Source organism: Aedoeadaptatus ivorii, assembly GCF_900638585.1.
Taxonomy (GTDB): Bacteria; Bacillota; Clostridia; order Tissierellales; family Peptoniphilaceae; genus Aedoeadaptatus; species Aedoeadaptatus ivorii.
Window position 1 is genome coordinate 268,595 of sequence record NZ_LR134523.1, and the last position, 25,412, is coordinate 294,006.

Consider the following 25,412-nt stretch of genomic DNA (forward strand, 5'->3'; position numbering starts at 1 on the left):
GACCTACGACGAAATCGAAGATTTCTGTTAGGTCATGAAAGGATCTCAAGTTGGCTATTGCGGGTCGACTGCTTGCATGGTGTCGATTGCGTGTCTTATGGTCCGAACCAGAAATGTACATCGTGCGTTTCGGCAATGGCCTCGTCGTGTACCCCATGTCGGGAGAGAGATCTTTCGACGTGGGGCTTCGCCCCTTGCTCAAGATGACAATGTGGTTGCGGTTTTCCGCACACAAAAAGAGCGAGGGGGTCCCTCGCTCTGTATCCGCGCGGCATCAGCGGGCGTGCACTTTTTCTTTTCGTTCGCGTAAGGTCTTTTCCCAAAGCTTGCCGGAGGTCTCGGCCCACATATCGGCGGTGTCGTGGCATTTGGCGCAGAGGTCGTCGACGTTTTCGGGGTTAAGCAGATCGGTCGACTTGGCGCCGGAGGCGTGGACCATATCCGCCAAGCGGTCTTTGTTGTCCAAGAGGGGACAGGGACGCAGCAGATTGTCGTTGAAGGGCTGTCCGTCTCGGTAGGCCCGAAAGAGGGGGTTGGTGAGGGCATCGAGCAGCGAAACTTCGCGGATGTTGGCGTCGGAGTAGTGGATAAAGGCACAGGGCTCCACGTCGCCATTGGCGTTGATGTGCAGATAGTTGCGGCCGCCGGCGATACAACCGTGTACGTATTCGCTGTCGTTCCAGAAGTCAATGGTAAAGATCGGCTTTTCGTTGCGGAATTTGCGGATGGTGTGATAGATCTCTTCCCGCTGTTCGGGCGTCGCCATCAGTTCGGTGGGAGAGCCGACTCCGACGGGCATAAAGGTGAAGAACCAAGCGAAGAGGGCGCCCTTTTCGACCATAAAGTCGAAATATTCTTCGGAGGCGATGGCCTCGGTATTTTGCGAAGTATAGGCGCAGGATACGCCGAAGGGCAAATGGTGGGCCTTCAAAATATCCATGGCGCGCTCGATTTGGGCAAAGGTGCCGCTGCCGCGGCGGCCGTCGGTGGCGGCTTCAAAACCTTCCACGCTGATGGCGGGCACGAAGTTTTTGACCCGGAGCATCTCCTCGGCAAAGGCGTCGTCGATCAGGGTGCCGTTGGTAAAGGCGAGGAAAAAGCAGTCGTCGTGCTTTTCACAGAGCCGGATGACGTCGTCTTTGCGCACCAAGGGCTCGCCGCCCGAGAACAAGAACACGTGCATGCCCAGTTCTTTGCCCTGGCGGATGATGTCGTCGAGCTCCTCGAATCGCAAATTCAAGTGGTCGTCATACTGCGCCGCCCAGCAGCCATCGCAGGCCAGGTTGCAGGCGGTGGTGGGGTCGATGAGCATTGTCCAGGGAATATTGCAGTCGTATTTTTTCTCGAGGGCGTCTTTTTTCGGCGCCCAGTCCACGAATCCGTTGATGACGAAGTTTTGGAAAAAGGCGTCGATGACGCCGGGGTCGATGTCTTCGAACACGTGGTCCATAAGTATATGCCAATTGTTGTTCGGGTCCTTGACCATGGGACGCAGGAACTGAAATTGGGAGTAACCCGCGAGTTTGGGATAGAATTTCTCTAAGAAATCGTATGCCTTTTCTATATTGTCGGCGGGATCTTCTTGCACAAATTGAATCAGTTTTTTGACCGTAAAATTTTTTAACATAAGAACCTCCCTTGTAGCTATATCATAGTCTCCACCGGGTCGGATTGATATAGACAAATGAAGCGTTCTGTCTGAAAATCGCGTTTTTTGTAGATTTACGAAGATTTTGCCATGGAATCGAGGGTATGAGAAAGGCTTTCTTTGAGCAAAAAGCGAATCTGATCCCGATACACCTGAAAATTCTCGTCCATATTGCGCTGTACCCAGTAGAGATAGATGCCGGTAAAGCTGTAGGTAAAAAAGTCGACGAGGAGTTCGGCGGCGTCCGGATCGACGGGGCGCCGCGGCGCATCCGCTTCGATGCGCTTGCGAATAAAAGGCCGCATATGGCCCATGATATAGTCGCCGATCCACTTGGGGTTGACGGAGTGGTAGATGTTTAAGATGATTTTTTTCTGCTTCAACGACTCCTCGAAGATCTTGAGCAGAAGATCGTCACCGCCCGCGAACAAAGGCGAAATGTCTTCGTCCAGGGTGTATCGCAAGAGGTCATAAATGTCTTCGAAGTGGTAGTAAAAGGTCTGCCGGTTGACCCCCGCCTGATCGGAGATTTCTTTGACGGTGATCTCGTCGAGACTGCGGGTCTTTAGGCAATCGACCAATGCCTCCGCCAATGCGTTTTTCGTATCGTGGGCCACGGTGTCCCTCCTTTCTGCGGTTTTTTCGCCGTTACTATATCTTTACCCAATCGCAGCATGAAAATTTGTCGCAAAGAAAAGCGGAAATACGGTTGACAGCGTACGGATCTATGTAGTATCCTTTCTAACAACAGCAAACCACAGAAAAGAAGAGTACCCTTCCGAGATGCGTACAGAGAGCTTTGTTTGGTGAGAAAAGCGGATTCGACGGAGGCGAAGATGGTCTTTTGTCCGGGAGACTTCGATACTAGGGGTCTACGGGGGCGCCCGTTATAGCGCTAGGGTATGATGGTACCTGAAGAGGCTTTTGCCGCGAGGCATAGGCGAAATAAGGTGGTAACACGGAGTAAAACTCTCGTCCTTTGGGACGGGAGTTTTTTTGTTGGCAAAAGGAGGATTTACAATGACGGATTTGAATCGCATCGACATCGAGAGCTTGTGTGTGCAGGGCGGCTATCAGCCGAAGAGCGGCGCGCTCAGAACGCTTCCGATCGCGCAGGGCACTACCTACAAATACGACGACGCCGACGAAGTGGCGGAGCTGTTCGACTTAAAGCGCGAAGGGCATTTGTATACGCGCATCTCCAACCCCACCACGGCGGCATTTGAAGAAAAGATCGCCCAACTGGAAGGCGGCATCGGCGCCGTCGCCACGGCATCGGGACAGGCGGCGAATTTGATGGCGGTCCTCACCATCACCAAGGCCGGCGAAAATGTCGTCGCCATGAACAATATTTACGGCGGCACCTATACGTTGTTGGGTTCCACCCTAGAAAAATTCGGCATCGAATGCCGCTTTGTGGCCCTAAACGATTTCGAAGCGCTCGATGCCGCCATCGACGAGAACACCAAGCTCGTATTCGGCGAAACCGTAGGCAACCCCGGCGTCGCGGTGTTGGATATCGAAGGGGCGGCGGAAATCGCCCACGCCCACGACATTCCCCTCGTGGTCGACAACACCTTTGCCACGCCGTATCTGTGCCGGCCCTTCCGATTTGGCGCCGACATCGTCACCCATTCCGCGAGCAAATATATCGACGGTCATTCCTTCTGCATGGGCGGGGTCGTCATCGACGGCGGCCGCTTCGACTGGACCGGCGGCAAATTCCCCTGCCTGACCGAAGCGGACCCGAACTACCACGGCCTCAGCTATACCGAGACCTTCGGCGATGCCGCCTATATCACCAAGGCGCGGGCGGTGTTTCTGAGGGATTTGGGCGCATCGCTCAGCCCCCTGCACGCCGCGAGCTTTCACAAAAGCCTAGAAACGCTGGCGCTGCGTATGGAACGCCACAGCGCCAACGCCCTCGAGATCGCGAAATATCTGGCGAATCACTCCAAGGTGGAATGGGTGCACTACCCCCATCTGCCCGATTCCGAAAGCTATGCGCTCGCCCAAAAGTACCTGCCCGACGGCGGAAGCGGCGTGATCTCCTTCGGCGTAAAGGGCGGTTTGGAAGAGACCAAGGCGTGGATCAACGGCCTCGAGATGGTGAGCCTGGTGGTGCACGTGGCAGATACGAGAAGCCATGCCCTTCACCCAGCGAGCATGACCCATCGCCAGCTCAGCGACGAAGCCCTAAAGGCGGCGGGGATCTCGCCCAATATGGTGCGACTCTCCGTGGGAATCGAAAAAGTAGACGACATCATTCGCGATTTGGACGCATCGTTTTCGAAGCTATAACAAGACGAAATCAGGAGGGAAGGATGACGGCGTTGTTTGGTACAAAGGAAGGGAAACAGAATATAGACACACGAAAGAGCGCGCGGCATAACGCGCCGCTTCGCATCGCGCTGGTCAATCTGATGCCCGACAAACGCGCGACCGAAATGCAGTTTCGCGCCCTGCTTTCGCGGAGCGGGGCCGAAATCGACTGTATCCGCATGGCGAGCTATACGAGCAAGCGCGGCAGAGATCTGGACTGCGTGCGGCGGTACAAAACCTACGACGAGATCCAAGGCGAGCACTACGACGCCATGATCTTTACCGGCGCGCCGGTGGAATGCATCGACTACGCGGATATCGTCTACTGGGAGGAACTGACCCGGCTTTTCGACTACGCCGAGAGGCGCGTCGAGAGCACCATGTTTATCTGCTGGGCGGCGCAGGCGGCCCTCCACTACTTTTACGGCATCGGCCATCGAACCGCGTCGCACAAAATCTTCGGCGTATACGACTACCCGCGGCGCGAGGAAAATGCCCTATTTGCGGGCTTCGACGACCGCTACTATATTCCCCATTCCCGCCACACCTATGTGCGAAGTGGGGATGTGGCAGTGGATTCCATCGACATCCTGGCGGCGAGAGAAGAGACCGGCATCAGCCTCGCGGCAGATGGTAACCGCGGCTTTCTCTTCAACTTCGGCCACTGGGAATACGACCGCAACACCCTCCACCGGGAATACCTGCGCGATCTGTCCCGCCAAAAACCCATACGTCCGCCCGAAAACTACTACCGCGGCGACGATCCGGCGGCGGAAATCTGCGTGCGCTGGCGGGCATCGGCGACGCTGTTTTTCGAAAACTGGGCGCATCTCGCCCGCCAAAAGGCAAGAGCGGTGCAGTAAGACGAAAAAAACATCTCCTGTCAACACGGGAGATGTTTTTGATTGCGCAGATTATAGATACGGAATCACCGCCGTCGCCAGGCCGAAATAGACGATCAGTGCAAAGGCGTCGCAGAGGGTGGTGATAAAGGGGCCCGATGCCACCGCGGGATCGATCCCGATTTTGTCGAAGAGCGTGGGGATAATATAGCCGATGGCGGCAGAAATCGTAAGCGTCAACAGGATCGACGTGCCCACCACCGCGGCGAGCAGCAGATTGCCTTCCACCACCAGCACCACGATCCCGATGGCGAGAAAAGCCGCCATCCCGATAAAAAAGCCCGAAGCGAGTTCGCGGAGAATGCTCTTTATAAAGCTCTGGTTGCGGTCTTGGTGAAACGCCAAGCGGCGAATGGCGAGGGCGAGGGATTGGGTGCCCACATTGCCGGCGCTGTCCAAAATAATCGGCATAAAAATCGCGAGCGCCACTACTTCCTCGATCGTGTCTTCAAAGAACGAAATCAGATTGGCGGAGATTAGGCCCAAAAAAATCAAAGTCACGATCCAGGGCACCCGCGCCTTTACCGCTTCGAACACGGAATCCGCGGGGGAAGGCCGGCTATCTGTGTCTTCTACCAGCGTAAACAACCGCGTGAGCTCGTCGCCGTCCAAGCAGGCGGTAAGGCGGGTTTTGTTGACGGGGTAGAGGGATTGGAACAGCCGCTTTTGTTCGTTCGTTCGCAGGGAAAAAAACATATCCCGGAACTTTTCGTACTCTTCGTATTTTAAGAACCGATACATCAGGTCGAATTTCTTTTCGGTGGTCATATTTCTATCTCCTTTCGGTCGTGCGTTATTCGCGCTTCCAGTAGCGTCTCTCTCGGGGAAGAGGGTCTGACATAGTATGCTCCTTTCTGTGGGAGGACGATACAGAAACCCCGGAAGATAGAAAACCCCCACTGCGCAAGTGGGGGCATAACCGATACTTTCTATTGAGTTTCAGCACTTTACAACGTAACGTGAGGTAGCTGCATTATGTCTTTCCTTGGCGAAAAGACCTGTTCGACCCGTTGGCGTCTCTCGACATTTCCGGGCAGCAGCGTGTATTTGTAAAGGAGCCTCCCTTAATAACTGTATGATATTCATTTTTACTATGTCATCATATCATGGATTCCGAATCGGGGCAAGGTGTGAAAATTTACATGGGGATCACGCAAATTTTAACCACCCCGTATTGTTTTTTTTCCTCGGAAGCGTATAATGGGGAACAATATATTTTAGCACGGTAATGTGTGAATTGATCCAGGAGGGATTGCTATGGCGAGAAAACGAAACTTCTCAGCGGGTCCGGCGACTCTGCCCGAGGCGGTATTGAACAGAGCCGCGGCGGAGATGACGAATTTCAAGGACAGCGGTATGTCTGTGATGGAGCTGAGCCACCGCAGCGCGCTGTACGAGTCTATCCACGACGAAGTAAAAAGTCGGCTCTCTCGTTTGCTCTCACTTCCGGCGGATCGGGAGGTTCTCCTCCTACAAGGCGGGGCATCTTTACAGTTTGCCATGGTTCCCATGAATCTATTAGAACCGGAGGATAGGGCGTCCTATCTGATCACCGGATCTTGGGCAAAGAAGGCCTATAAGGAAGCGCAGTTTTTCGGCCATCCCGAGATCCTCGCCTCGACGGAAGCGGAGGGATTTCGACGGATTCCGTCCTTTTCGGTAGAGGACGTGCCGAAGGCCGCCCGCTATCTCTATCTATGTACCAACAACACCATCTACGGCACCCGCATTGCCCCGGAAACGATCCCCGAGGTGGGGGTGCCCTTGGTGGCGGATATGTCGTCGAACATTTTGTCGGAACCTTACGATATGCGCCACTTCGACCTCGTCTTTGCCGGGGCCCAAAAAAATCTGGGGCCTGCAGGGCTTACGGTGGTCATTCTTAAAAAGGGGCTGCTCCGCAAAGCGTCGGGGGCCCTGCCCGCTATACTGGACTACCGCACCCATATGGAGAAGGGGTCTTTGTATAACACGCCCCCGACCTACGCCATCTATATCTGCAATCTGGTTTTGGCGTGGATCGAGGAGATGGGCGGATTGGATGCCGTGGCGGAACGAAATCGGGACAAAGTGCAGATGCTCTACGATTGCATCGACGAGAGCGATCTGTTTTTTAACGACCGCGCCCGAGAAGATCGCTCCCGCACCAATGTGGTCTTTACCACAGGGGACGCAGACATCGACCGCGCCTTTGTGGATGGGGCGGCGGAGCGGGGGCTTATAAACCTCAAGGGGCATCGAAGCGTCGGCGGTATGCGGGCGAGTTTGTATAACGCCATGGAACCGGAAGGGGTGGCGGAATTGGTGACTTACATGAAGGAATTTGAGGTGCGAAATGGACGCTGAGCGGAAAAAAGAAAGCAGAATGTATAAGATTCGAACCATCAACGAGATCTCCAAGGAGGGACTGAAGCTCTTGCCGCCGAACTTTTTTGCCAGCCCGGAGGAGCCGAATCCGGATGCGATCCTGGTGCGTAGTGCCGACCTCCACGATTTTGATTTTACCGAGAACATTCGCTTTATCGGCAGAGCCGGTGCCGGGGTGAATAACATCCCCGTGGCGCGCTGTTCGGAAAAAGGCATCGTCGTCTCCAAAGCGCCGGGGGCCAATGCCAACGGCGTCAAGGAACTGGCCCTTTGCGCCCTGCTCTTGGCTTCAAGAAATATCGTCGGGGGCATCGATTGGGTGCGGGGCTGCGAGGAGATCGACCTGCCCAAGGCCGTGGAGTCCAACAAAAAGCGATTTGCCGGCCCCGAACTCGCCGGAAAGACCTTGGGGGTGATAGGGCTCGGAGCCACCGGGCGTTTGGTGGCCAAGGCGGCCATCGATCTGGGCATGGATGTATTCGGCTACGATCCCTACCTTTCCGTAGAAAACGCCCTTCATTTGGACAGCCGGGTCTCTGTCGTAAACTTTAGCCGCACCTTGTTCAAAAATTGCGACTACATTTCCCTACATTTGCCCCTGACCGAGGAAAACAAACACTTCGTCGGCGCCGAACTCCTCTCCGTCGCCAAGCCCGGCTTGCGTCTGATCAACATCGCCCGGGGCGGATTGGTGGACCACGCCGCCTTAAAGGCGTATATCGATTCCGACATCGTCGCCGCCTATGTGGTGGACTTTCCCGACGCCGAAACCCTGGCTTTGCCGAACACCGTCAACATTCCCCATTTGGGGGCATCCACCCCGGAAAGCGAGGAAAACTCCGTGCGCCTGGTAGTGCGGCAGCTCGTCGACTATCTGAACAACGGGAATATCAAAAACTCGGTGAATTTTCCCGATTCCGATATGGGCGTCTGCAAAAGCGCTTGGCGAATCACCGTGAACCACCGCAACATCCCCAATATGATCGGGCAGATCACCACCGTACTGGCGGAGGAAGGCATCAACATCGCCAATCTGCTGAATCGACACAAAAATGGTTGGGCCTACACCATGATCGACGTCGATTCCCCGGTAGACGAGACCATGCGCGATCGCCTGTGGGCCATCGACGGCGTCGTGCGGGTTCGCTTTATGAAATAGGAGGAAATATGGTACAGATACGAGGATTTCGGGCCTTACGGCCGATGCCGAAAGAGGCGGCACAGATTGCGGCCCTGCCCTATGATGTGTATTCGCGAGAAGAAGCCCGGCGGGAGATCGAAAGCCATCCCCTGTCCTTCTTGCGCATCGACCTTCCCGAGGCGATGATGGCGCCGAAAGAGGCATACGGCGATAGGAATCGCCGCGCCCGTAGAGAACTCGATGCCATGGTGGCGGAGGGGCATTTTTATCGGGAAGAGGTGCCGGGCCTGTATATCTACGAATTGGAAAGGGAGGGGCGGCGCCAAAAGGGTTTGGTGTGCTTAGCGTCGGTGGCGGAATACGAAAACGGCACCATTCGACGCCACGAAAAGACCCGCCGAAAAAAAGAAGCCGACCGGGTGGATCACATCCGCGCCCTGAACGCCCAAACCGGGCCCATCTTCCTCGCCTATCTGGAGCGGGACGAAATACGGAGACGGATCGACGAGGAGAGTGCCCGCCCGCCGGAGATCGAATTTACCACAGACGACAAGGTGGTGCACCGCATTTGGAGCCTGCGGGATTCCGATACCGTAACCGCCATCGAAAACCTTTTTCGCGCCGTGCCGTCGATGTATATCGCCGACGGACACCATCGCTGCGCTGCCGCCGCGCGGGTTGCCGCCGAGACCGAGAAGGAGAATGCGGGCTTCCTCGCCATCCTCTTCTCCCATAGGGATTTGCAGGTCTACGATTACAACCGCGTCGTAGCGGATCTGGGCGGCCTCAGCGAAAGGGCGTTTTTCGAAAAGCTCGGGGCGCACTTTGCGGTAATAGAAGCAGAAGGTCCCCTTCGGCCCGCGCAAAAAGCCACATTCGGCATGTATACGGGGGGCCGGTGGTACCGACTGGAATTTACGGGTCAAATGCCACGCGATCCCGTGGCCGCTTTGGACGTATCCCTTTTGCAAGACAATGTCTTGGGGCCGATACTGGGCATCGACGATCCCCGCACCTCTGAGCGCATCGACTTCGTCGGCGGCGTGCGGGGCATGGAAGCGCTCGAGCGGAGAGTGGATGCGGGCATGGCCGTCGCATTTTCCCTGTATCCCACCGCCCTGGAGGAACTTATGGACGTCGCCGATGCCGGTCGCGTAATGCCGCCCAAATCCACATGGTTTGAACCCAAACCTCGATCGGGATTGTTTATTCACGAACTGAGGTGAGTACGGCAACGGGAGAATTGGCGAGATGCACATTCGTTCCCTATTGTCCGGGCGACAAGACACGCAGAAGGTAACGTGCAAACCGTCGACCCGCAATAGTTCTCGGAGATCCTTCGACTCCGCTGCGCTCCGCTCAGGATGACAAATTCTTGTCACGCCTCATATTGTCATTCTGAGCGAGGAATTTATTCCGAGTCGAAGAATCTCTTTCCCTATATGGGGTACGCAAAAAAGCCCATGCCGAACCGCACGATGTACCTTCTCTTTCGGACAACAAGACCCGCAGTAGGTACCGTGCAAACAGGCAACCCGCAATAGCTGTCGGAGATCCTTCGACTCCGCTTCGCTCCGCTCAGGATGACAGGGTTGGGGGTGCAATAGCCTACGGAGCGTCCGACTTTACTTAGGATGACAAGTATATTTCCACGTTACACCCTTATTGTCATCTTGAGCAAGGGGCGAAGCCCCGCGTCGAAAGATCTCTTTCCCTACACGGGGCCCGAAACGAAGCCATAGCTGAACCGCTCGATGTACCTTCTCTTTCGGGCAATAAGATCCGAAGTGGGTACTGTGAAATCCGTCGACCCGCAATAGTTCTCGGAGATCCTTCGACTCCGCTGCGCTCCGCTCAGGATGACAAAGGGGATTCGCGACCCGCCCCTTATTGTCATCTTGAGCAAGGGGCGAAGCCCCGCGTCGAAAGATCTCTTTCCCTATATGGGGTACGCAAAAAAGCCCATGCCGAACCGCACGATGTACCTTCTCTTTCGGACAACAAGACCCGCAGTAGGTACCGTGCAAACAGGCAACCCGCAATAGCTGTCGGAGATCCTTCGACTCCGCTGCGCTCCGCTCAGGATGACAAAGGGGATTCGCGACCCGCCCCTTATTGTCATCTTGAGCAAGGGGCGAAGCCCCGCGTCGAAAGATCTCTCTTCCTACACGGGATCCGAAACGAGGCCATTGCCGAGCCGCACGAATAGGATTTTATCGTAAATTTCCACACAAAAAGAGGTATACCACACGGTATACCTCTTCTCTTTCCCCTATCGACAGAAGGCGGTGGCGCCGACGAGGATGCCGACGTTTTTTGCCCCCGGCTCTTCGCGCATTTCCTCTCCCGCGTAGAGTTGTACGTTCACGGTAGAGTAGAGGGGCGACAGCATGTTCTCCCGGTGTCCGGGGCTCTTCCACCAGGCGTTAAAGCTGTGGTGGGCGAGATACACGGGATCGGTCATGATCTGCCGCGTATTCTCGTCCATTTCTTTTTTGAGGGGCACCTGAATCAGGTTTTCGCCCACAAAGTAGCGGGGATTCAGCACGGGCAGGTAGGTGTAGGCGGTGTAGTAGGGCGTGCCGTCGGGACGCACGTGGCGATTGCCGCGGATCCGCATATTGCCGTAGAGGGCGAGTTCCTTTGCCCGCACATACGCGCCCTGCTGCAAATCCACTGTGAGGCGGAGCGGCTTTTGTCCCGCCGAGGCGCGGGCGTCGTTGATGAGTTTCAGCAGTTCCTTCTGGTACACGCGGTGGTCGAAGGTGGAGCGGGTGTTAAAGCTGTCTTTGTAGTCGCTGAAGCCCGGCGCCTTTTCTTTTTCCGGCGGCACGACGAGGGTCGCAAAGCCCTCTTCGTCGGCCATGGCGTCGTAGAGCATGACGAACACATCGCGGCGGAGTGCCGGCGCATTGCCCGCCACATCCTCGGGGGCGAGACCCAGTTCCCGCGCCCGGTGCATCCACCCGTCGGGCCAAGGTTCGGACGGATCGGGGTAGCGCGCCTCTTTGTCGTCGAGGACGACGAGGATTTTTGCCACCTCGCCATAGCTCGCTTTGCGATCGGGCTGAAATTTGCCGTCTGCGTAGCCATTCAGTACCGGGGCGGGCCGCTTTGCATTGGCGCCTTCAAGGGCGGCGATATATCCCTTCGCCCAGTGGGCATCCGCCACGTCGGGGAAGGGGGAGGGGAGCGACTTGGCGGCATCGGCGCTGTCTTTCAAACCCATGGCGAGCACGATCAGTTTGCTGAGCTCCGCCCGGCTTACGGCGCGGTCGAGCCCTAAGTCGTCGTCTCCGTAGCCGCGCACGATGTTTTTTTCCTGCAAAATGCGGATCTTTTGCGCTTCGGGGGCGGCGTCCGATTCTGCCGCAAAGGCGCCCGAAGCACAAGAGAAGAGCATCCCCGCGGCGAGGGCCGCCGCGGCAAGGCCGGATTTGAAAGATGATAACATAGCTACCTCCTAAATTTTACCTGCATTTCATGTAGTACTAGGATTATAACCGAAAATGGGGTCCCGCTAACAGGAAAATTGCAGTTTGCAGAGACCTCGCGGCGAGATTTTGGGCAAAACACGGGTATGTACCCCATAGACACAGAAAGGAGATTATCTATATGAAACGTTCGTTGTCTCCGAGCGTGATCGTCATATTGATTTTTGGCGTCATCAGTTTGTTCGGGGATATGGTATACGAAAGCGCCCGCAGCGCCAACCCCCAATACTTCCAGTTGCTGGGAATCGGGGCGGCAAAGGTCGGTCTCGTGTTCGGGATCGGCGAATTTTTAGGCTATTTTTTGCGATTGGTGGCGGGCATTTTATCGGATAAAACCCAGCGGCCTTGGCTGTTTATGTTTATCGGCTACGGCATGTTGATCGCCGTGCCGATTATGGGGCTCTATTACGATTGGAACATCCTCGTGGTGCTCATCCTCGCCGAGCGGATCGGCAAGGCGCTGAGAAACCCCGCCAAGGACACGGTCCTGTCGGGCGTCGCCCAGGGCGAGGTGGGCGTCGGCTTTGCCTTTGGCCTGCAGGAAGCCCTCGACCAGCTGGGCGCCTTTTTGGGGCCGCTGATTTTTACCGCGGTGTTTTATTTTTCCGGCGCGCGGGGCGTAGGCGCCTATCGGCAGGGGTACCGGCTGTTGGCGATTCCCTTTGTCGCCCTTATGCTCTTTTTGTTCTTTGCCTACCGCAAAGTAGAGGGAAACCGCCTCTTGCCCGATGCCGATACAGCGGGGCTTCGGCAGCAGCGCTTTGAGCCGGTCTTTTGGCTCTATACCGCCTTTACCTTTTTCGCCACATTGGGCTTTGTAAACTTCAGCACCATCGGGTATCATCTCAAGGCGGCGAATCTGTTTACCGACGCGCAGATTCCCATGCTCTACGCCTTTGCCATGGTGGTCGACGCCGTCACCGCCCTCGTGGTGGGGCGCGCCTACGACAAGAAAAAGGAACAATCCGGCGCCCGGGCGGGCCTCGGCGTGTTGATCGTCATCCCCGTCCTCTCGGCGCTATTGCCCCTGGTTTCCATCACAAAGAACAAAGCCGTCATCGTGGCGGGGATGTTCGTATTCGGCGTCATCCTCGGCATTCACGAGACCATTATGCGCTCGGCGATTTCGGATTTGACGCCGTACCACAAGCGGGGCACGGGCTACGGCATCTTTAACGGCGCCTACGGGCTCGCCCTGCTGGGCGGTGCGGCGTCGATGGGCGCCTTTTACGAAGCGGGGCAGATCGGTGCCATCATCGCCTTTGCCCTCGCGGTAGAAGCGGTGGCGCTCCTTCTGTACTTCCGCATGCGAAAGGTCGCCGGTTAAAATACGATTGCACACAAAAAGAGACGAGCCATTTTTTTGGCTCGTCTCTTTCTTTTGCCTTCGATTATGATTCCGTGCGCACCGCGTGGATCACCATGCGGTCGTCCCGGTCGGAACAGGTGGAGAGGGTGAGTATTTTTCCGTTTCGCGGCATCGTGTAGGGAAGCAGATTCTCCGCGTCGATCCGCGAAAGGAAGCGCGCCTTGTCTTCGCCGCTATACTGCGGCTTGCGGTAGTCCGCATAGGCGGAGACGTCGTAGGCCGCCACCACCCGATACGCCATTTGCCCGCGGGGCGTATCGACATAGATCAGCGGGTGCGCGGCGCGAAATTCTTCGTCGCCATACTGCACCAACTCGTGGAACACGTGGCCGCTGCGGACATTGTGCCCGTAGAGCACCGTGTTATAGTCCGAAAAATCCGCCGCGTCTCGCGCGTCCATAAACACCGCGCCGAAGGGGTGGTACTCGCCCTTGTAGTTGTGGTCCAGGTAAAAGGCATTGTCCTCGCCCTGCACCACCGGAAAGTCCACCGCCGTGCCCGGCACGCGAATGCGGCCCACCACATCGGGGTAGCGGTCTTTTAGGGAGCGGATGGCATTTTTAGAAGAAGCGGGCGCCGCCTCTGTGCGCGCTTTCTCTGCGGCGGGGGCGGGCGCTTCCTCCCGTGCCGCTTCCCGTGTCTCGGACGCGGGTGCCGCCTCTTCCGGCTTTGCCTCGGCAGACTTGGCGGGGAGAGGAAGGGCGGGCGTCTCTTCCTTTGCCGCTGGCTCTGCGGGATTCTCGGGCGGGGTAGCGGCAGGCGAAGCGGCCTCCGCCCTTTCCATCGCCTGCACAAATTCCGCCTGATCCGCCTGAAAGCTTTGGTTGGAATGGTAATAATCGAAGATCTTATAGGCCGAGAATAGAATACACAGGACCAACGCCAATTCTACGGCGCGTATCAGATATTTTTTCATGGACGGTCCTTTCTATAACCGGCAAATATCGTGCTTATTTCTTTCTGCGCTTGGATTCGAAGAAACCGAGAATCGCAGATGCCAAAACGCTCAGCCGAAGTAGCCGCTTACACCGGCATCGAAGGTTTGGGGCGCCTTGTCGGCGTCGTCCTTCGCCTTGGTTTCGACCTTCTTCGTCGTATCGCCCTTGTCGGATTTCTTTACCACGCCGGTCTTTTCGGGGGCGTAGGGTTTGTCCGTAGAGGGCTTGTCTTTGGGTTGCTTTTCGGGAGCAGTGGGTTCACCCGGCTTATTGGGCGTGGGTTCACTCGGCTTGTTGGGGGTGGGATCTACCGGTCCGCCAGGAGTGCCGGGGTTCCAGGGCTTGCCGGGCGTCGGGTCGGACGGCGTTCCCGGGGTCGGATCGGACGGACCTTCCGGCGTGGTCGTCTTCGTGTCTTTCTTGTAGACATAAGTGACCTTGAGTTCTTTTTTGGGAACAAAGTTGTCCTTCACTTCGCTGCCGTCGATGGTCTTCGTGATTTCATCAGACTTTTCAATTCGTTCGGGAACGAGTTCAAAGTCTTCTTTAGGATTCTCTTCAGTACCGTTAGGTTTGGCAGCGGTAGTAAACTGTTCGTCTTTTGTACCTTCTGTTTTCGGAATGGTGATGGTATTGGTATTTACCAACTTTCCGTCCTTGTCATATTCATAGTATTCATGAATTTCAGTAAAGGAACCTCTTTCTTCCATGGGATCTTCGGAAGTGATATCTTTTCTATAGACATAGGTAACTTCAAGATCTTCGTTCGGGATAAAGTGGATGTCTTTTGGTTCTCCATCCAATTCGTCGGTAATCTTATCAGACTTTTTGATCTCTTCTTTTACTAGGGTAAATCCTTCTTTTTTGTTATCATCGGTCCCATCGGGCTTGGCAGAAGTGGTAAAAGTTTCTTCCTCTGTACCTTCGACCTTGTCGAGGTGGATGTTTGTGGTTTGATCTTCTTGCTTTTCACCATCTTTGTATACTTCGTAAATGTGGTGTTCAGTGAAAGAACCCTTTTCTTCCACGGGATCTTCGGAAGTGATGTCTTTTCTATAGACATAGGTAACTTCAAGATCTTCGTTCGGGATAAAGTGGATGTCTTTCGGTTCTCCATCCAATTCGTCGGTAATCTTATCAGACTTTTTGATCTCTTCTTTTACTAGGGTAAATCCTTCTTTTTTGTTATCATCGGTCCCGTCGGGCTTGGCAGAAGTGGTAAAATTTCCGTCGTTGCCGTAGAATTTAGCGGCGGAATATAGATTTATATTCTCTTTTTTGGGATCGACTTTAGAGACGACTTTAATGACATAGGGATTGTCAATGGTCTTTCTATTAAAATTCACTCTGGCCTTGCCGGTTTGATTGTTAAAACCCACCTCACTAGCGGTATCGATCTTGTCATCGGTGAGCCAGTCTCCGTAGACGGCATGGGGCATAACGGTATCTTTATCGAGTTTGTATACGGTTACCTTGGTGTTGTCATTGGTGAAGAATACGTTGCTGCGGTAGCCGGTAACTGTTTCTGCCTCGTTTTCATCGTTTCCATTGTGAAGAATAACGCCGACAGATAGTTGAAGATCGTTTTCCGAAGAATAGTTTACATCTTTAGAGTTGGGGTTAATATAGTAGATTTGGGTAAATTCGCCGGTTTCCGGATTCCATTCGGTGAATTCACTCTTTCCCTCTAAGCCTTCATGATTATAAGGTTCACCATAATCCACATTTAAGGTAATGGAATCAGTGGTCTCGCCCATATCAACAGTAAAAGTTTGCTCTTGACTGTTTTGGATCTTCTCTTCCCGGTCAAAAGCGACGTGTTCGGCGCGTGCCTTAGCGTAGCCTCTTCCATTGATGGCATCGGTAAAAGTATAGACGATTGTGTTTTTATCCACGTCATACTTTCCAGTTGCAATGACGGTATCGCCGAATGTGATGTCTAAAAGATCGGTGGGTACCGGCTCGAGTCCCTTTAATCCGAAGTTATCGGAGTGGGTAATGGTTACGGTGTCTCCGTCCCGGGTGTCCTTCGGAGTGACAAAGGAAATTCAAAGGAGAGGGCTTCGCCACCGGCTACGTCTAGCGTGCCTTCAGTATCCTTTGTTTCCGTCTCGCGAATCTTTACCACGGGGTTAATTAGTTCGTTGGTAATATCCTTAGCATCTCTTGTAACTTCTTCGGCCAGTGTGGAGGGATCGACTTCGACGGGTGCGATTTCGAGCTTTTCGGGTTGCAGGGCCTCTGCTTTGAGGAGGGCGTCTTTTTCTTCTTGGGTTCGATCGGCGGGGTCTTTTGCCAAGGCGGCGGCGAGGCGTTCGTCGTTCGCGTCGGCTTCTTTGGCCTCGGCGGCGGGCGCTTTTTCTTCTGCGGGCTTTGTGTCGGCCTCTTCGATTTCTTCGGGCGCTACCGCTTTGGCGGGCGCTTCTTGTGCCGGTGCCGATTGGGGCTTGGCGCTTACGGTTTCGTAGGCGGTCTCTGCCACGGATTGGGTGGCAACGAGTGCTGCCACGTCTTCTGCCTCTTGGGCGTGGACGGTGATTGGCGCCGCCAGTACGGTCATGATGAGAACGTTACGAATGGCGTTCTTTTTAAAGTTGTTCATGGATCATCTTTTCTCCTTTACAATTGACGTTCGAGAACCCCGTGTACCCGTGTATATGAATGTATACACTTAGTTCTATATGTTACTATACCACGATTGACGGTGTTCAATCTATTGAATTATACAAAGCATGTGTAGTTTTCTGGCGGGAAAGGTTTCCCGTATTTACAGTATTTAAAACCATTTTCACATTATTCAATAAATTAATTTTTGAATTCTCGAAGAAAACACGCCTTGCATCGGATCGTACGGCGGATGTGGGGCAGGTATATAAAATTTATATATAGATGTCATCCTATGGATTTTGAGGATATATGGTTGCCTTGTTTTCCCGCCAAAAAAACCGACGCCCATAAATTTGTAATCAGAATGACTTAAATTGCCTTCGGTTTTGCGGATTGCTATACTATTTATGTAGGCTCCTTCGGGATAAAAGGGGAAGTCGCCGTTTGCGCACGGTCCCGCCACTGTATACGTCGAGAGGCCCGCTCACTTTACGGGAAGGGCGCTGCCTCGTTGGAGACGGGAAGTCAGGATACCCGCCTACGGTAGGTTTTTCACGCGGTATGAAGACATACACAGGAGGTTATTATGAAGAGGTTTATTGCGGTCGTATCGATTTTGTTATTGCTCCTCGTAGGTTGTGGCCGGGACGCAAATGTTTCCGATACGGCAGGTGAAAAGACGGCGGTGCCGTCGGATTATGCACCGGTTACGATCGACACGGTAGACAGCGACGGTAAGCCGGTGGAACAGACTTTTGAGAAGATGCCCGAAAAGGTGCTCTGTGTGTACCAATCGGCGATCGAGAATATGCTGGCGCTGGGTCTGGAGGATAAGATTGTCACGGCGGCGATGCTCGATATTCCGGTAAAGGAAGAGTATAAGGAAGCCTTTGGCGAGGTAGAATATATGGAAGATGCGCCCTCGAAGGAAGCGGTGCTCGCCATGGAGCCGGATATGATTCTCTCTTGGTCGTCGTATTTTACCGATAAGATGTTGGGCGATGTGCGCGATTGGCATAAAAAGGGCGTACATACGTATATATTAAAAAATAGCGGGGCGGTAAAGCCCAATCGCTTGGAAAATGAGTTCGACGATATTTTGGCGCTCGGCAAGATTTTTCATAAGGAAGATGTGGCGGAGCAGATTGTACGGGATATGCGCACGCGTCTCGAGGAGACGGAAAAACCCCGCGCGGGTAAGCCCAAGGTGACGGCGGTGATTCTCGAGATCGAGGACGAAAATTTGTTTCGCAATTACGGCAAGGACACGGTAGGCGGCGAGATCGCCCTGAAGGCGGGCGCGGAACTTCCGATCGAAGGGGATCGGTTCGGCGCGGAAGAATTGATCGAGAAGGATCCGGAGGCGATCTTTGTGGTGTATTTCGGCGAAGAGAAGACGGAGGGCGAGCAGCTCGCGTGCGTTCAGGAGAATCCCGCGCTTCGGTCGCTGAGAGCGGTGCAGGAGGATCGGGTATATCCGGTGAGTCTGTCCGAGGTGTACGCTTCGGGTGTGCGCACGGCCGACGGGATTGAGACGATTGTAAAAGGGTTGTATCCCGCACTATGATTCGGCACAATCGGTTTTTATTGCCGCTTTTGATCGCCTTGTTTCTGGTATCGGCGTATATGGGATTGTGTTTGGGCTATGCGAAGATCCCCGGCGCAGAGATTTTTCGGGCGCTGTTTCGCCCGCAAGAAGCGCCTGCGCAGGTGGCGGCGATTGTCACCGAGATCCGCCTGCCGCGTATGCTCCTCGCGGTGATTGTGGGCGCGGGGCTTTCGGTGGCGGGGCTCGTAATGCAGGCGGTGGTGGGAAACCCCATCGCCGACCCGTATATATTGGGGATTTCCTCTGGGGCATCGCTCGGTGCGACGGCATCGATCGTGTTGGGGCTGTTTTCCGCCTTCGGCACCTACGGACCGGGGATCGGCGCGTTTTTGTTTGCGCTCCTCACCGCGCTCGGGGTGCTCGCCCTTTCGGGCATCGGCGGGCGCGCCACGGCGGAGCGGCTGATTCTTTCGGGCCTTGCGATTTCGACGGCGGCATCGAGCGCATCGACGCTGCTTTTGTATACGGCAAAGAACCGCGATGCGGTGCGCGAGGTGAGTTTTTGGCTTATGGGTTCGCTCTCGGGGGCAAAGCTCGCGGAGTTGAAGTTTTTGGCACCGCTGATTCTCCTCTTGTGCCTGTTTTTAACGGGGCAGTACCGCAATCTGAATCTGATGCTGTTGGGCGACGAGACCGCCTATAGCCTGGGGAAGGACCTTGCCAAGATCCGCCTGCTTTACATTGTGTGCGTATCGCTGATGGTAGGGGCGATGGTCTACGCCGCGGGCACAATCGGATTTTTGGGGTTGATTGTACCCCATATGGCGCGGTTTATGGCGGGCACCGACCACAAGCGGCTGATTCCCGTGGTAATGCTCTTGGGGGCTATATTTTTGTTGTGGGCCGATATCGCCGCGCGCAATATGGTCCCCGGCGGCGAATTGCCCACCGGGGTGGTGGTATCGGTGGTGGGGGCGCCGTTTTTCGTATATCTGATCGTAAAGAACGCAAAACGCAGGACCCGGGGCTAAGACCGGGCACAAAAAAAGGCCCCCGCGGGGACCTTTTTCGTTTGGGATTAGGATTCCAAGAGTTTGATAAACTCCCGCACGTGTACCGGCAGATCGCCGGGGTTGCGGCTGGTGACGAAGTTGTCCGAAACGACGACTTCTTCGTCGACCCATTCAGCGCCGGCGTTTTCGAGGTCTACGCGCAAGCTGGGAAAGCTGGTCACCTTTTTGCCCGAAAGATCGGCGGCGGAAGCCAGCATCCAGGGGCCGTGGCAGATGGCGCCCACGGGCTTACCGGCCTCTGCCATGGCCTTTACAAAGGCGACGGTGTCGGGAGAGCGGCGCATAAAGTCGGGGGAGAAGCCGCCGGGAATATACACGCCGGCGTAATCCTCCGCCTTGGCGTCTTGTGAGGCGCGGTCGCTCTTTTTCACAAAGCCCGCCTTGCTCTTGTACTCGGTCTCGGCGTCGGTGCCGATCAGCTCTACCTCATAGTCTTCCCGCAGGCGGTGGAAGGGGTAGATGAGTTCCTGCTCGTCGAATTGGTTTTCTATTAATATGGCTACTTTTTTCATACTGTCCTTACCTCCTATACATACTGCATACCCGCAGGGGAGGATCTGACGCAGATATTTTGATGCGAGAAAGGAGGCGCTATGCTCGAAGCCGAACACCTCATTGTGTCTATCGGAGAAAAGGAAATTTTGAAAGACGTGTCGTTTGCCGCGCGTCCGGGGGAATGTGTAGCCGTGATCGGGCCCAACGGATCGGGAAAGAGCACTTTGGTGCGCACCCTGGCGCGCATTCTTCCGTATAGCGGGCGGATTTTGCTCGACGGGGCGGAGGTCCGCACCATCTCTCGGCGCGCGTACGCCCGGCGGGTGGCGCTGGTGAGCCAGTTTCAGAATATGGCGTTCGACATGAACGTGCTCGATATGGTGCTGATGGGCCGCACGCCGTACAAGTCGTTTTTGGCGCGCGATACCGCCGAGGATGTGGCGCGGGCGCGGGGGTATTTGAAGGCCGTGGGGCTCGAAGACTTTGCCGAGCGCAATCTGTTGGCACTTTCCGGCGGGGAGCGGCAGCGGGCGGTGCTCGCCCGGGCGCTGAACCAGGAGACGGATATTTTGATCTTGGACGAGGCGACCAATCACTTGGACATTTATTATCAGCTCGAGATCCTTTCGCTAATAAAGCGACGGCAGGCGACGGCGATCTGCGTGCTGCACGATGTAAACCTCGCCCTCGCCTATGCCGACCGTCTTTACGCCTTAAAAGACGGAAAGATGCTTTCGCCCCGCCGTCCCGAGGAAGTGGATCCCGCCTGGATCCGCGGACTGTACGGGGTAGAGGCGGTGGCGACGATGATTCCGGGCACGGACACGCACCAGGTGCTTTTTCCGCCCCAGGGACTTTGATAAGCGGCGGCTTTCGTACTTTTTGAATCGCCTACCCTTCGGGTATACAAACCGTATACCCATAGGAATGAAGCATAGGAGGTAAGTATGGAAGTTGTGAATCGAAATTACATCGAGATTTTGGGAAAAGAAGAAGAAATCCCCGAGATCGCAGAGACATACGCCTACGACGTGGTCGTGGTGGGCGCCGGCACCCCGGGCATTCCCTGTGCACTGCGGGCGCAGGAAAAGGGGCTTTCGGTGGCGGTGATTCAAAAGGAATCCGCCGCCAGTGCCTGCGGCAATATCGGCGCGGGGATTGTCACCGATGAGAGCAAGCCCGAGGACGTGGCGCGGCTCGTCTCTATTATGCAGAACCACTCCGGCCATAGGCCCAAGCGCGAGGTGCTCGAGGTGTGGGCAAAGCATTCGGGCGATGCCGTATCGAGCATGATCCACTGGGGCGAAGAAGCGGGCTGCCAGGTGCAAAATGTGGGCACCGGCCCCCACAAGCCCATGCTCGAAAAATACGACCTCGACATCGGCTTTGTCACCGCCCTATTCGGCCCCAAACCGTATAGCGTGGGGCGCGCCGTCAAAGAGCTCGCCGCCTACGGCGAGAAAAAGGGCATCGACTTTTACTATAAGACACGCGGCGTAAAGCTCGAAAAAGACGGCGATCGCGTGGTCGGCGTCATCGCCCGACGCGGTGAGAATTATCTGCGCTTTGCGGCGAAAAAAGGCGTGGTAATCGCCACCGGCGACTACCAAAACGACGAGGAAATGTCGAACTTCTTTTTGCCCGACATGGTCCACTACGAGCGCAAAAAGCGCGGACGCACCGGCGACGGTCACCGCATGGTCGTGCGCGCCGGCGGCCGCATCGAAAACATCGGCCACACCAAAATGGCCCACGACTTCGACGCCGGTCCCGCCGAAATGATGGATATGCCCTTTTTGCGAGTAAAGCGCGACGGCACGCGCTTCTGCAACGAGGAAGAGGAGATGGCGGTCATGAACTGCTATCTGCTGAGCGAAGAAGACGAGGGGAACTACTTCCAGATCTTCGACGACGCCTACCCCGAAAAGGCGAAGGACTTTCCCGGCGAAGTGGCGGACAAAGAGACGATCAAAAACTTTATGCCCGAAGAAGATATCGCCAAGCGAAAGGGCGTAATTCGCTCACAGATCGGCACCTTTAAGGCAGACAGCCTGGAGGAACTTGCAGAAAAACTGGGCATCGAAGACATCGAAAAATTCGTCGAAACCGTGGAACGCTACAACGAAAACGCCCGTAAGGGATCCGATCCAGACTTCGGCGTAAATCCGAAGTACTTACAGACCATCGATACCCCGCCGTATTACGGCATACACCGGCACTTGCGCCTTACCATGGCATTGGGCGGCGTCGTGGTAGACGGAAACCTCAACTGCCTCGACGAAAACGACAAGCCCATCCCCGGGTTGTATGCTGCGGGCAATGTGTGCGGCTGCTTCTTCGGCTCCAGGGATTATCCCATGACCGTGCTGGGCCTCAACCACGGGAACAACTACACGCAAGGGTACTTCCTCGCCGAACACCTGGCGAAATAGAGAGAAGGGCGCGACATCGGTCGCGTCTTTTTTTGTGGGGATGTAACGCGAAAAACACTTGTCATCCTGAGCGGAGCGAAGCGGAGTCGGCCGCTCCGTTAGCCAAATCAAAGATTTGGACTGCGCGGCATCTGACCTATGACGAAATCGAAGATTTCTGTTAGGTCATGAATGCATCTCCGTGGCCTATTGCGGGTCGACTGTTTGCACAGAGCCTACTGCGTGTAGTGTTGCCCGAAAGAGAGGGCGGGTCTTGCGTTTCGGCCATGCATCTTTGCGTGCCCCGTGTAGGGAGAGAGATCTTTCGACGCGGGGCTTCGCCCCTTGCTCAAGATGACAATAAGGGGAGGGTCGCGAAAAACCACTTGTCATCCTGAGCGGAGCCGAAGGCGAAGTCGGCCGCACCGTTAGCCAAATCAAAGATTTGGACTGCGCGGCATCTGACCTACGACGAAATCGAAGATTTCTGTTAGGTCATGAATGGATCTCCGTGGGCTATTGCGGGTCGACAGATTGCACAGAGCCTACTGCGTGTAGTGGTTCCGAAACATAGGGTACGTCGTGCGTTTCGGGGATGGCTTTGTCGTGTACCCTATGTAGGAAAAGAGATCTTTCGACGCGGGGCTTCGCCCCTTGCTCAAGATGACAATAAGGGGAGGGTCGCGAAAAAACACTTGTCATCCTGAGCGGAGCGAAGCGGAGTCGGCCGCTCCGTTAGCCAAATCAAAGATTTGGACTGCGCGGTATCTGATCTACGACGAAATCGAAGATTTCTGTTAGGTCATGAATGCATCTCCGTGGCCTATTGCGGGTCGACTGTTTGCACAGAGCCTACTGCGTGTAGTGTTGCCCGAAAGAGAGGGCGGGTCTTGCGTTTCGGCCATGCATCTTTGCGTGCCCCGTGTAGGGAGAGAGATCTTTCGACGCGGGGCTTCGCCCCTTGCTCAAGATGACAATAAGGGGAGGGTCGCGAAAAACCACTTGTCATCCTGAGCGGTGTCTATTGCGTGCGTTGAGTTCCGAAAGAGAGAGTACGTCGTGCGTTTCGGGAATGACTTCGTTGCATGGGCCATGTAGGGAACGAGATTCTTCGACTCGGAACTAAAGTTCCTCGCTCAGAATGACAATGGGGGGTGGGTCGCGAAAAACTACTTGTCATCCTGAGCGGAGCGCAGCGAAGTCGAAGGATCTCCCTAAGCTATTGCGGGTTGACGGATTGCACAGAGCCTATTGCGTGCGTTGAGTTCCGAAAGAGAGGGTACGTCGTGCGTTTCGGGGATGGCTTTGTTGTGTACCCTATGTAGGGAAAGAGATTCTTCGACTCGGAACTAAAGTTCCTCGCTTAGAATGACAATGGGGGCGGCGCGAATCGAAGGATTGCACGGCGCCAACTGCGTGTCTTATCACCCAATAGAGAAAACCTCACAAACAAAAACCGCATTTAATTTTCCTATATCGATACGTACCGATGGGTTCTGTGGTACTATCGATATATATTCATATACAAGGGGTATATTTATGAAAAGAATTTCGCTCGTGTTGAGCATGTGCCTATTGTTGGTACTTACGGCCTGCGGTGGCGGACAAAACGCGCCGGCGGAAAACGGCAAGAACGGCGCCAATGCCACGAATGCCGCGGCAGAAAATACCGCGACGGAAGATAAGAAGGCAGAGGATGCCGAAGCAGCCGATGAGACGACGGCAGCGGTGGATCGCAAGGTGTTTATCGACGCCAAGGAACTGGCGGATCTGCAAAAGAACGAGAAGGATCTCGTCATCGTAGAAGCCGCCTGGGGCGAAGGCAAGGACGGTATGTACAGGAAGAAGCACATTCCCGGCGCAATCCATATGAATACCGATTCGATCGAAGAAGGTCCGGTATGGAATCTGCGTGCCGCCGACGAGCTGGAAAAGGCGTTTTTGGAACACGGCATTACGAAAGACACGCCCGTGGTGGTCTACGGGGAAGATACGGGTCGCGACCGCGTGGCCTTTACCTTGCTCTATGGCGGGGTGGAAGATGTGAAGGTGCTCGACGGCAATATCGCTACTTGGGAAGCCGCCGGTTTTGAAACCGAAACCGATGAAGTCAAGCCCGAAGCGGCCAAGGAATTCGGTACGAAGATACCGGCGCATCCGGAATATGTACTCTCCCTCGAAGAAGTGCAGGAAAAGCTGAAGGACGACAACTTTAAGCTGGTTTCCATCCGTTCCGAAGAGGAATGGATCGGCAAGACCTCCGGCTACACCTACATCCCCAAGGCGGGCGAACCCAAGGGCGCGGTATGGGGCAAGTCCGGCGAAGGCAATAGCGGCATGGACTACTACGTAAACGAAGACAATACCCACAAGCCCTGGGACGAGATCGTGGCCATGTGGAAGGAACAGGGATTCGGACCCGAAAACGACCTTTCCTTCTATTGCGGTACGGGTTGGAGAGCGTGCCTGCCCTGGCTGATGGCGTATGAAAACGGCGTCGATGCGACCTTGTTCGACGGCGGTTGGAACGAATGGCAAATGCACGACGAACTCGAAGTGCAAGTAGGCGATCCCAAGTCCGACGATGTGGTCTACACCACGGTGGGAGAACTTTCGAATGACAAAGCCGCAGCGGAATAAGCGCATTGTAACGGGGATCCTCGGCATTTCGATGCTGGGGATTCTCTATTTTAGCGAGACGAAGATGGGGATGGAGCGACATATGCTCTTTATGGAATACGCCTACGAAAAGGCATTTGTCGGCGGCTTTATCTTCCTGCTCTTTGTCACGGGCCTGTTGTATGTGAAGCGGGGGTTCGATAAAGTGACGCTGTCGTCTTCGGCGGTGTGCACGCTCTTCGGGATCTACTTTTTCTTCGATCCGGCGAAGTTTTTTGCCCCCTATCACTACACGGCGGCGATTTTTTGCCTGCTCTTGGGCGCAAACGAGTTGGTTTGGCCCCACCAGCGGTAAATACAACTGCATAAGGAAACTATATGAAAAGCCGGTCATTCGGCTTTTCATATTTTAATGCAGTAAATTGTAAAAGTGCATAGAATCAAGGCTTGCCCGCGGGAAAAATTGCGGAATGGGGT

The 25,412-nt window shown here is 55.0% G+C and carries 20 protein-coding genes and 2 riboswitches; of the genes, 12 read left to right on the forward strand and 8 right to left on the reverse strand.

Annotated elements, in window-relative coordinates; genetic code table 11:
- Window positions 1–274 precede the first annotated feature (274 nt).
- The gene (locus tag EL294_RS01285; protein ID WP_126464730.1) at window positions 275–1,627 is read right to left on the reverse strand and encodes a radical SAM/SPASM domain-containing protein; all 1,353 of its coding nucleotides are present in this window, start codon (window positions 1,625–1,627) and stop codon (window positions 275–277) included.
- Between the two features lie 95 nt (window positions 1,628–1,722).
- Entirely contained in the window at window positions 1,723–2,265 is a 543-nt protein-coding gene (locus EL294_RS01290) for a TetR/AcrR family transcriptional regulator (RefSeq protein ID WP_126464731.1), read from the reverse strand.
- Between the two features lie 403 nt (window positions 2,266–2,668).
- Here EL294_RS01290 and EL294_RS01295 point away from each other — a divergent pair, with 403 nt between their 5' ends.
- Window positions 2,669–3,949 (forward strand): O-acetylhomoserine aminocarboxypropyltransferase/cysteine synthase family protein, encoded by a 1,281-nt coding sequence (locus tag EL294_RS01295; protein ID WP_126464732.1) that lies wholly within the window; start codon window positions 2,669–2,671, stop codon window positions 3,947–3,949.
- 23 nt (window positions 3,950–3,972) lie between these two features.
- On the forward strand, window positions 3,973–4,833 hold the full coding sequence (locus EL294_RS01300) for a homoserine O-acetyltransferase/O-succinyltransferase family protein (RefSeq protein WP_126464733.1): 861 nt from the start codon (window positions 3,973–3,975) through the stop codon (window positions 4,831–4,833).
- 51 nt (window positions 4,834–4,884) lie between these two features.
- Here EL294_RS01300 and EL294_RS01305 read toward each other — a convergent pair whose 3' ends face one another.
- Complete coding sequence (locus EL294_RS01305) at window positions 4,885–5,640, reverse strand: magnesium transporter (protein WP_126464734.1); 756 nt, start codon at window positions 5,638–5,640, stop codon at window positions 4,885–4,887.
- A 150-nt stretch (window positions 5,641–5,790) separates the two neighbouring features.
- Window positions 5,791–5,951: riboswitch (M-box (ykoK) riboswitch) on the reverse strand.
- A gap of 178 nt (window positions 5,952–6,129) precedes the next feature.
- On the opposite strand from EL294_RS01305, the gene serC reads away from it, so the two are divergent.
- The 3 genes from serC to EL294_RS01320 are packed head-to-tail and all read left to right on the forward strand — an operon-like array spanning window position 6,130 to window position 9,606.
- Entirely contained in the window at window positions 6,130–7,218 is a 1,089-nt protein-coding gene (serC, locus tag EL294_RS01310) for a 3-phosphoserine/phosphohydroxythreonine transaminase (RefSeq protein ID WP_126464735.1), read from the forward strand.
- Window positions 7,219–7,237: 19 nt separating this feature from the next.
- Window positions 7,238–8,398: a phosphoglycerate dehydrogenase gene (locus EL294_RS01315; protein ID WP_126464736.1), complete on the forward strand. Its 1,161-nt coding sequence runs from the start codon at window positions 7,238–7,240 to the stop codon at window positions 8,396–8,398.
- 8 nt (window positions 8,399–8,406) lie between these two features.
- Window positions 8,407–9,606, forward strand: a complete 1,200-nt coding sequence (locus EL294_RS01320) for a DUF1015 domain-containing protein (RefSeq protein ID WP_126464737.1) — start codon at window positions 8,407–8,409, stop codon at window positions 9,604–9,606.
- A 1,046-nt stretch (window positions 9,607–10,652) separates the two neighbouring features.
- On the opposite strand, the gene EL294_RS01325 is transcribed toward EL294_RS01320, so the two are convergent.
- Window positions 10,653–11,834 carry a CAP and S-layer homology domain-containing protein gene (locus EL294_RS01325; protein WP_126464738.1) on the reverse strand — a complete coding sequence of 394 codons (1,182 nt, stop codon included), beginning with the start codon at window positions 11,832–11,834 and terminating at the stop codon, window positions 10,653–10,655.
- 161 nt (window positions 11,835–11,995) lie between these two features.
- Between EL294_RS01325 and EL294_RS01330 the strand changes: the two genes are divergently transcribed.
- Window positions 11,996–13,201 carry an MFS transporter gene (locus tag EL294_RS01330; RefSeq protein ID WP_126464739.1) on the forward strand — a complete coding sequence of 402 codons (1,206 nt, stop codon included), beginning with the start codon at window positions 11,996–11,998 and terminating at the stop codon, window positions 13,199–13,201.
- Between the two features lie 64 nt (window positions 13,202–13,265).
- On the opposite strand, the gene EL294_RS01335 is transcribed toward EL294_RS01330, so the two are convergent.
- The 3 genes from EL294_RS01335 to EL294_RS01345 form a co-directional block, all read right to left on the reverse strand.
- Complete coding sequence (locus EL294_RS01335; RefSeq protein WP_126464740.1) at window positions 13,266–14,159, reverse strand: class B sortase; 894 nt, start codon at window positions 14,157–14,159, stop codon at window positions 13,266–13,268.
- Between the two features lie 90 nt (window positions 14,160–14,249).
- Window positions 14,250–16,229 (reverse strand): fibrinogen-binding adhesin SdrG C-terminal domain-containing protein, encoded by a 1,980-nt coding sequence (locus tag EL294_RS08095; protein WP_331852445.1) that lies wholly within the window; start codon window positions 16,227–16,229, stop codon window positions 14,250–14,252.
- Window positions 16,184–16,783, reverse strand: coding sequence for a prolipoprotein diacylglyceryl transferase (locus EL294_RS01345; RefSeq protein ID WP_126464742.1), 600 nt, complete (start codon window positions 16,781–16,783; stop codon window positions 16,184–16,186). Before EL294_RS01345 ends, EL294_RS08095 begins: the two co-directional genes overlap by 46 nt.
- Window positions 16,784–17,182: 399 nt before the next feature.
- A riboswitch (cobalamin riboswitch) is annotated at window positions 17,183–17,344 on the forward strand.
- 30 nt (window positions 17,345–17,374) lie between these two features.
- Here EL294_RS01345 and EL294_RS01350 point away from each other — a divergent pair.
- Window positions 17,375–18,355 carry an ABC transporter substrate-binding protein gene (locus EL294_RS01350; protein ID WP_126464743.1) on the forward strand — a complete coding sequence of 327 codons (981 nt, stop codon included), beginning with the start codon at window positions 17,375–17,377 and terminating at the stop codon, window positions 18,353–18,355.
- Window positions 18,352–19,368, forward strand: coding sequence for a FecCD family ABC transporter permease (locus EL294_RS01355; RefSeq protein WP_126464744.1), 1,017 nt, complete (start codon window positions 18,352–18,354; stop codon window positions 19,366–19,368). Before EL294_RS01350 ends, EL294_RS01355 begins: the two co-directional genes overlap by 4 nt.
- Window positions 19,369–19,415: 47 nt before the next feature.
- Here EL294_RS01355 and EL294_RS01360 read toward each other — a convergent pair whose 3' ends face one another.
- Window positions 19,416–19,922 carry a type 1 glutamine amidotransferase domain-containing protein gene (locus tag EL294_RS01360; protein WP_126464745.1) on the reverse strand — a complete coding sequence of 169 codons (507 nt, stop codon included), beginning with the start codon at window positions 19,920–19,922 and terminating at the stop codon, window positions 19,416–19,418.
- A gap of 81 nt (window positions 19,923–20,003) precedes the next feature.
- Here EL294_RS01360 and EL294_RS01365 point away from each other — a divergent pair, with 81 nt between their 5' ends.
- The 4 genes from EL294_RS01365 to EL294_RS01380 all read left to right on the forward strand — a co-directional run bounded on the left by EL294_RS01365 (window position 20,004) and on the right by EL294_RS01380 (window position 25,290).
- Window positions 20,004–20,765 (forward strand): ABC transporter ATP-binding protein, encoded by a 762-nt coding sequence (locus tag EL294_RS01365; protein ID WP_126464746.1) that lies wholly within the window; start codon window positions 20,004–20,006, stop codon window positions 20,763–20,765.
- An 87-nt stretch (window positions 20,766–20,852) separates the two neighbouring features.
- Complete coding sequence (locus EL294_RS01370) at window positions 20,853–22,337, forward strand: FAD-dependent oxidoreductase (protein ID WP_126464747.1); 1,485 nt, start codon at window positions 20,853–20,855, stop codon at window positions 22,335–22,337.
- Between the two features lie 1,518 nt (window positions 22,338–23,855).
- Complete coding sequence (locus EL294_RS01375; RefSeq protein ID WP_126464748.1) at window positions 23,856–24,956, forward strand: sulfurtransferase; 1,101 nt, start codon at window positions 23,856–23,858, stop codon at window positions 24,954–24,956.
- Entirely contained in the window at window positions 24,934–25,290 is a 357-nt protein-coding gene (locus EL294_RS01380; RefSeq protein ID WP_126464749.1) for a hypothetical protein, read from the forward strand. Before EL294_RS01375 ends, EL294_RS01380 begins: the two co-directional genes overlap by 23 nt.
- Window positions 25,291–25,412: the final 122 nt, after the last annotated feature.

Bases quoted from the DNA above. Each gene is read 5' to 3' on its own strand.
- EL294_RS01285 (WP_126464730.1), bottom strand. From the start codon at position 1,627: ATGTTAAAAAATTTTACGGTCAAAAAACTGATTCAATTTGTGCAAGAA.
- EL294_RS01295 (WP_126464732.1), top strand. From the start codon at position 2,669: ATGACGGATTTGAATCGCATCGACATCGAGAGCTTGTGTGTGCAGGGC.
- EL294_RS01300 (WP_126464733.1), top strand. From the start codon at position 3,973: ATGACGGCGTTGTTTGGTACAAAGGAAGGGAAACAGAATATAGACACA.
- EL294_RS01305 (WP_126464734.1), bottom strand. From the start codon at position 5,640: ATGACCACCGAAAAGAAATTCGACCTGATGTATCGGTTCTTAAAATAC.
- serC (WP_126464735.1), top strand. From the start codon at position 6,130: ATGGCGAGAAAACGAAACTTCTCAGCGGGTCCGGCGACTCTGCCCGAG.
- EL294_RS01315 (WP_126464736.1), top strand. From the start codon at position 7,238: ATGTATAAGATTCGAACCATCAACGAGATCTCCAAGGAGGGACTGAAG.
- EL294_RS01320 (WP_126464737.1), top strand. From the start codon at position 8,407: ATGGTACAGATACGAGGATTTCGGGCCTTACGGCCGATGCCGAAAGAG.
- EL294_RS01325 (WP_126464738.1), bottom strand. From the start codon at position 11,834: ATGTTATCATCTTTCAAATCCGGCCTTGCCGCGGCGGCCCTCGCCGCG.
- EL294_RS01330 (WP_126464739.1), top strand. From the start codon at position 11,996: ATGAAACGTTCGTTGTCTCCGAGCGTGATCGTCATATTGATTTTTGGC.
- EL294_RS01335 (WP_126464740.1), bottom strand. From the start codon at position 14,159: ATGAAAAAATATCTGATACGCGCCGTAGAATTGGCGTTGGTCCTGTGT.
- EL294_RS01345 (WP_126464742.1), bottom strand. From the start codon at position 16,783: ATGAACAACTTTAAAAAGAACGCCATTCGTAACGTTCTCATCATGACC.
- EL294_RS01350 (WP_126464743.1), top strand. From the start codon at position 17,375: ATGAAGAGGTTTATTGCGGTCGTATCGATTTTGTTATTGCTCCTCGTA.
- EL294_RS01355 (WP_126464744.1), top strand. From the start codon at position 18,352: ATGATTCGGCACAATCGGTTTTTATTGCCGCTTTTGATCGCCTTGTTT.
- EL294_RS01360 (WP_126464745.1), bottom strand. From the start codon at position 19,922: ATGAAAAAAGTAGCCATATTAATAGAAAACCAATTCGACGAGCAGGAA.
- EL294_RS01365 (WP_126464746.1), top strand. From the start codon at position 20,004: ATGCTCGAAGCCGAACACCTCATTGTGTCTATCGGAGAAAAGGAAATT.
- EL294_RS01370 (WP_126464747.1), top strand. From the start codon at position 20,853: ATGGAAGTTGTGAATCGAAATTACATCGAGATTTTGGGAAAAGAAGAA.
- EL294_RS01375 (WP_126464748.1), top strand. From the start codon at position 23,856: ATGAAAAGAATTTCGCTCGTGTTGAGCATGTGCCTATTGTTGGTACTT.
- EL294_RS01380 (WP_126464749.1), top strand. From the start codon at position 24,934: ATGACAAAGCCGCAGCGGAATAAGCGCATTGTAACGGGGATCCTCGGC.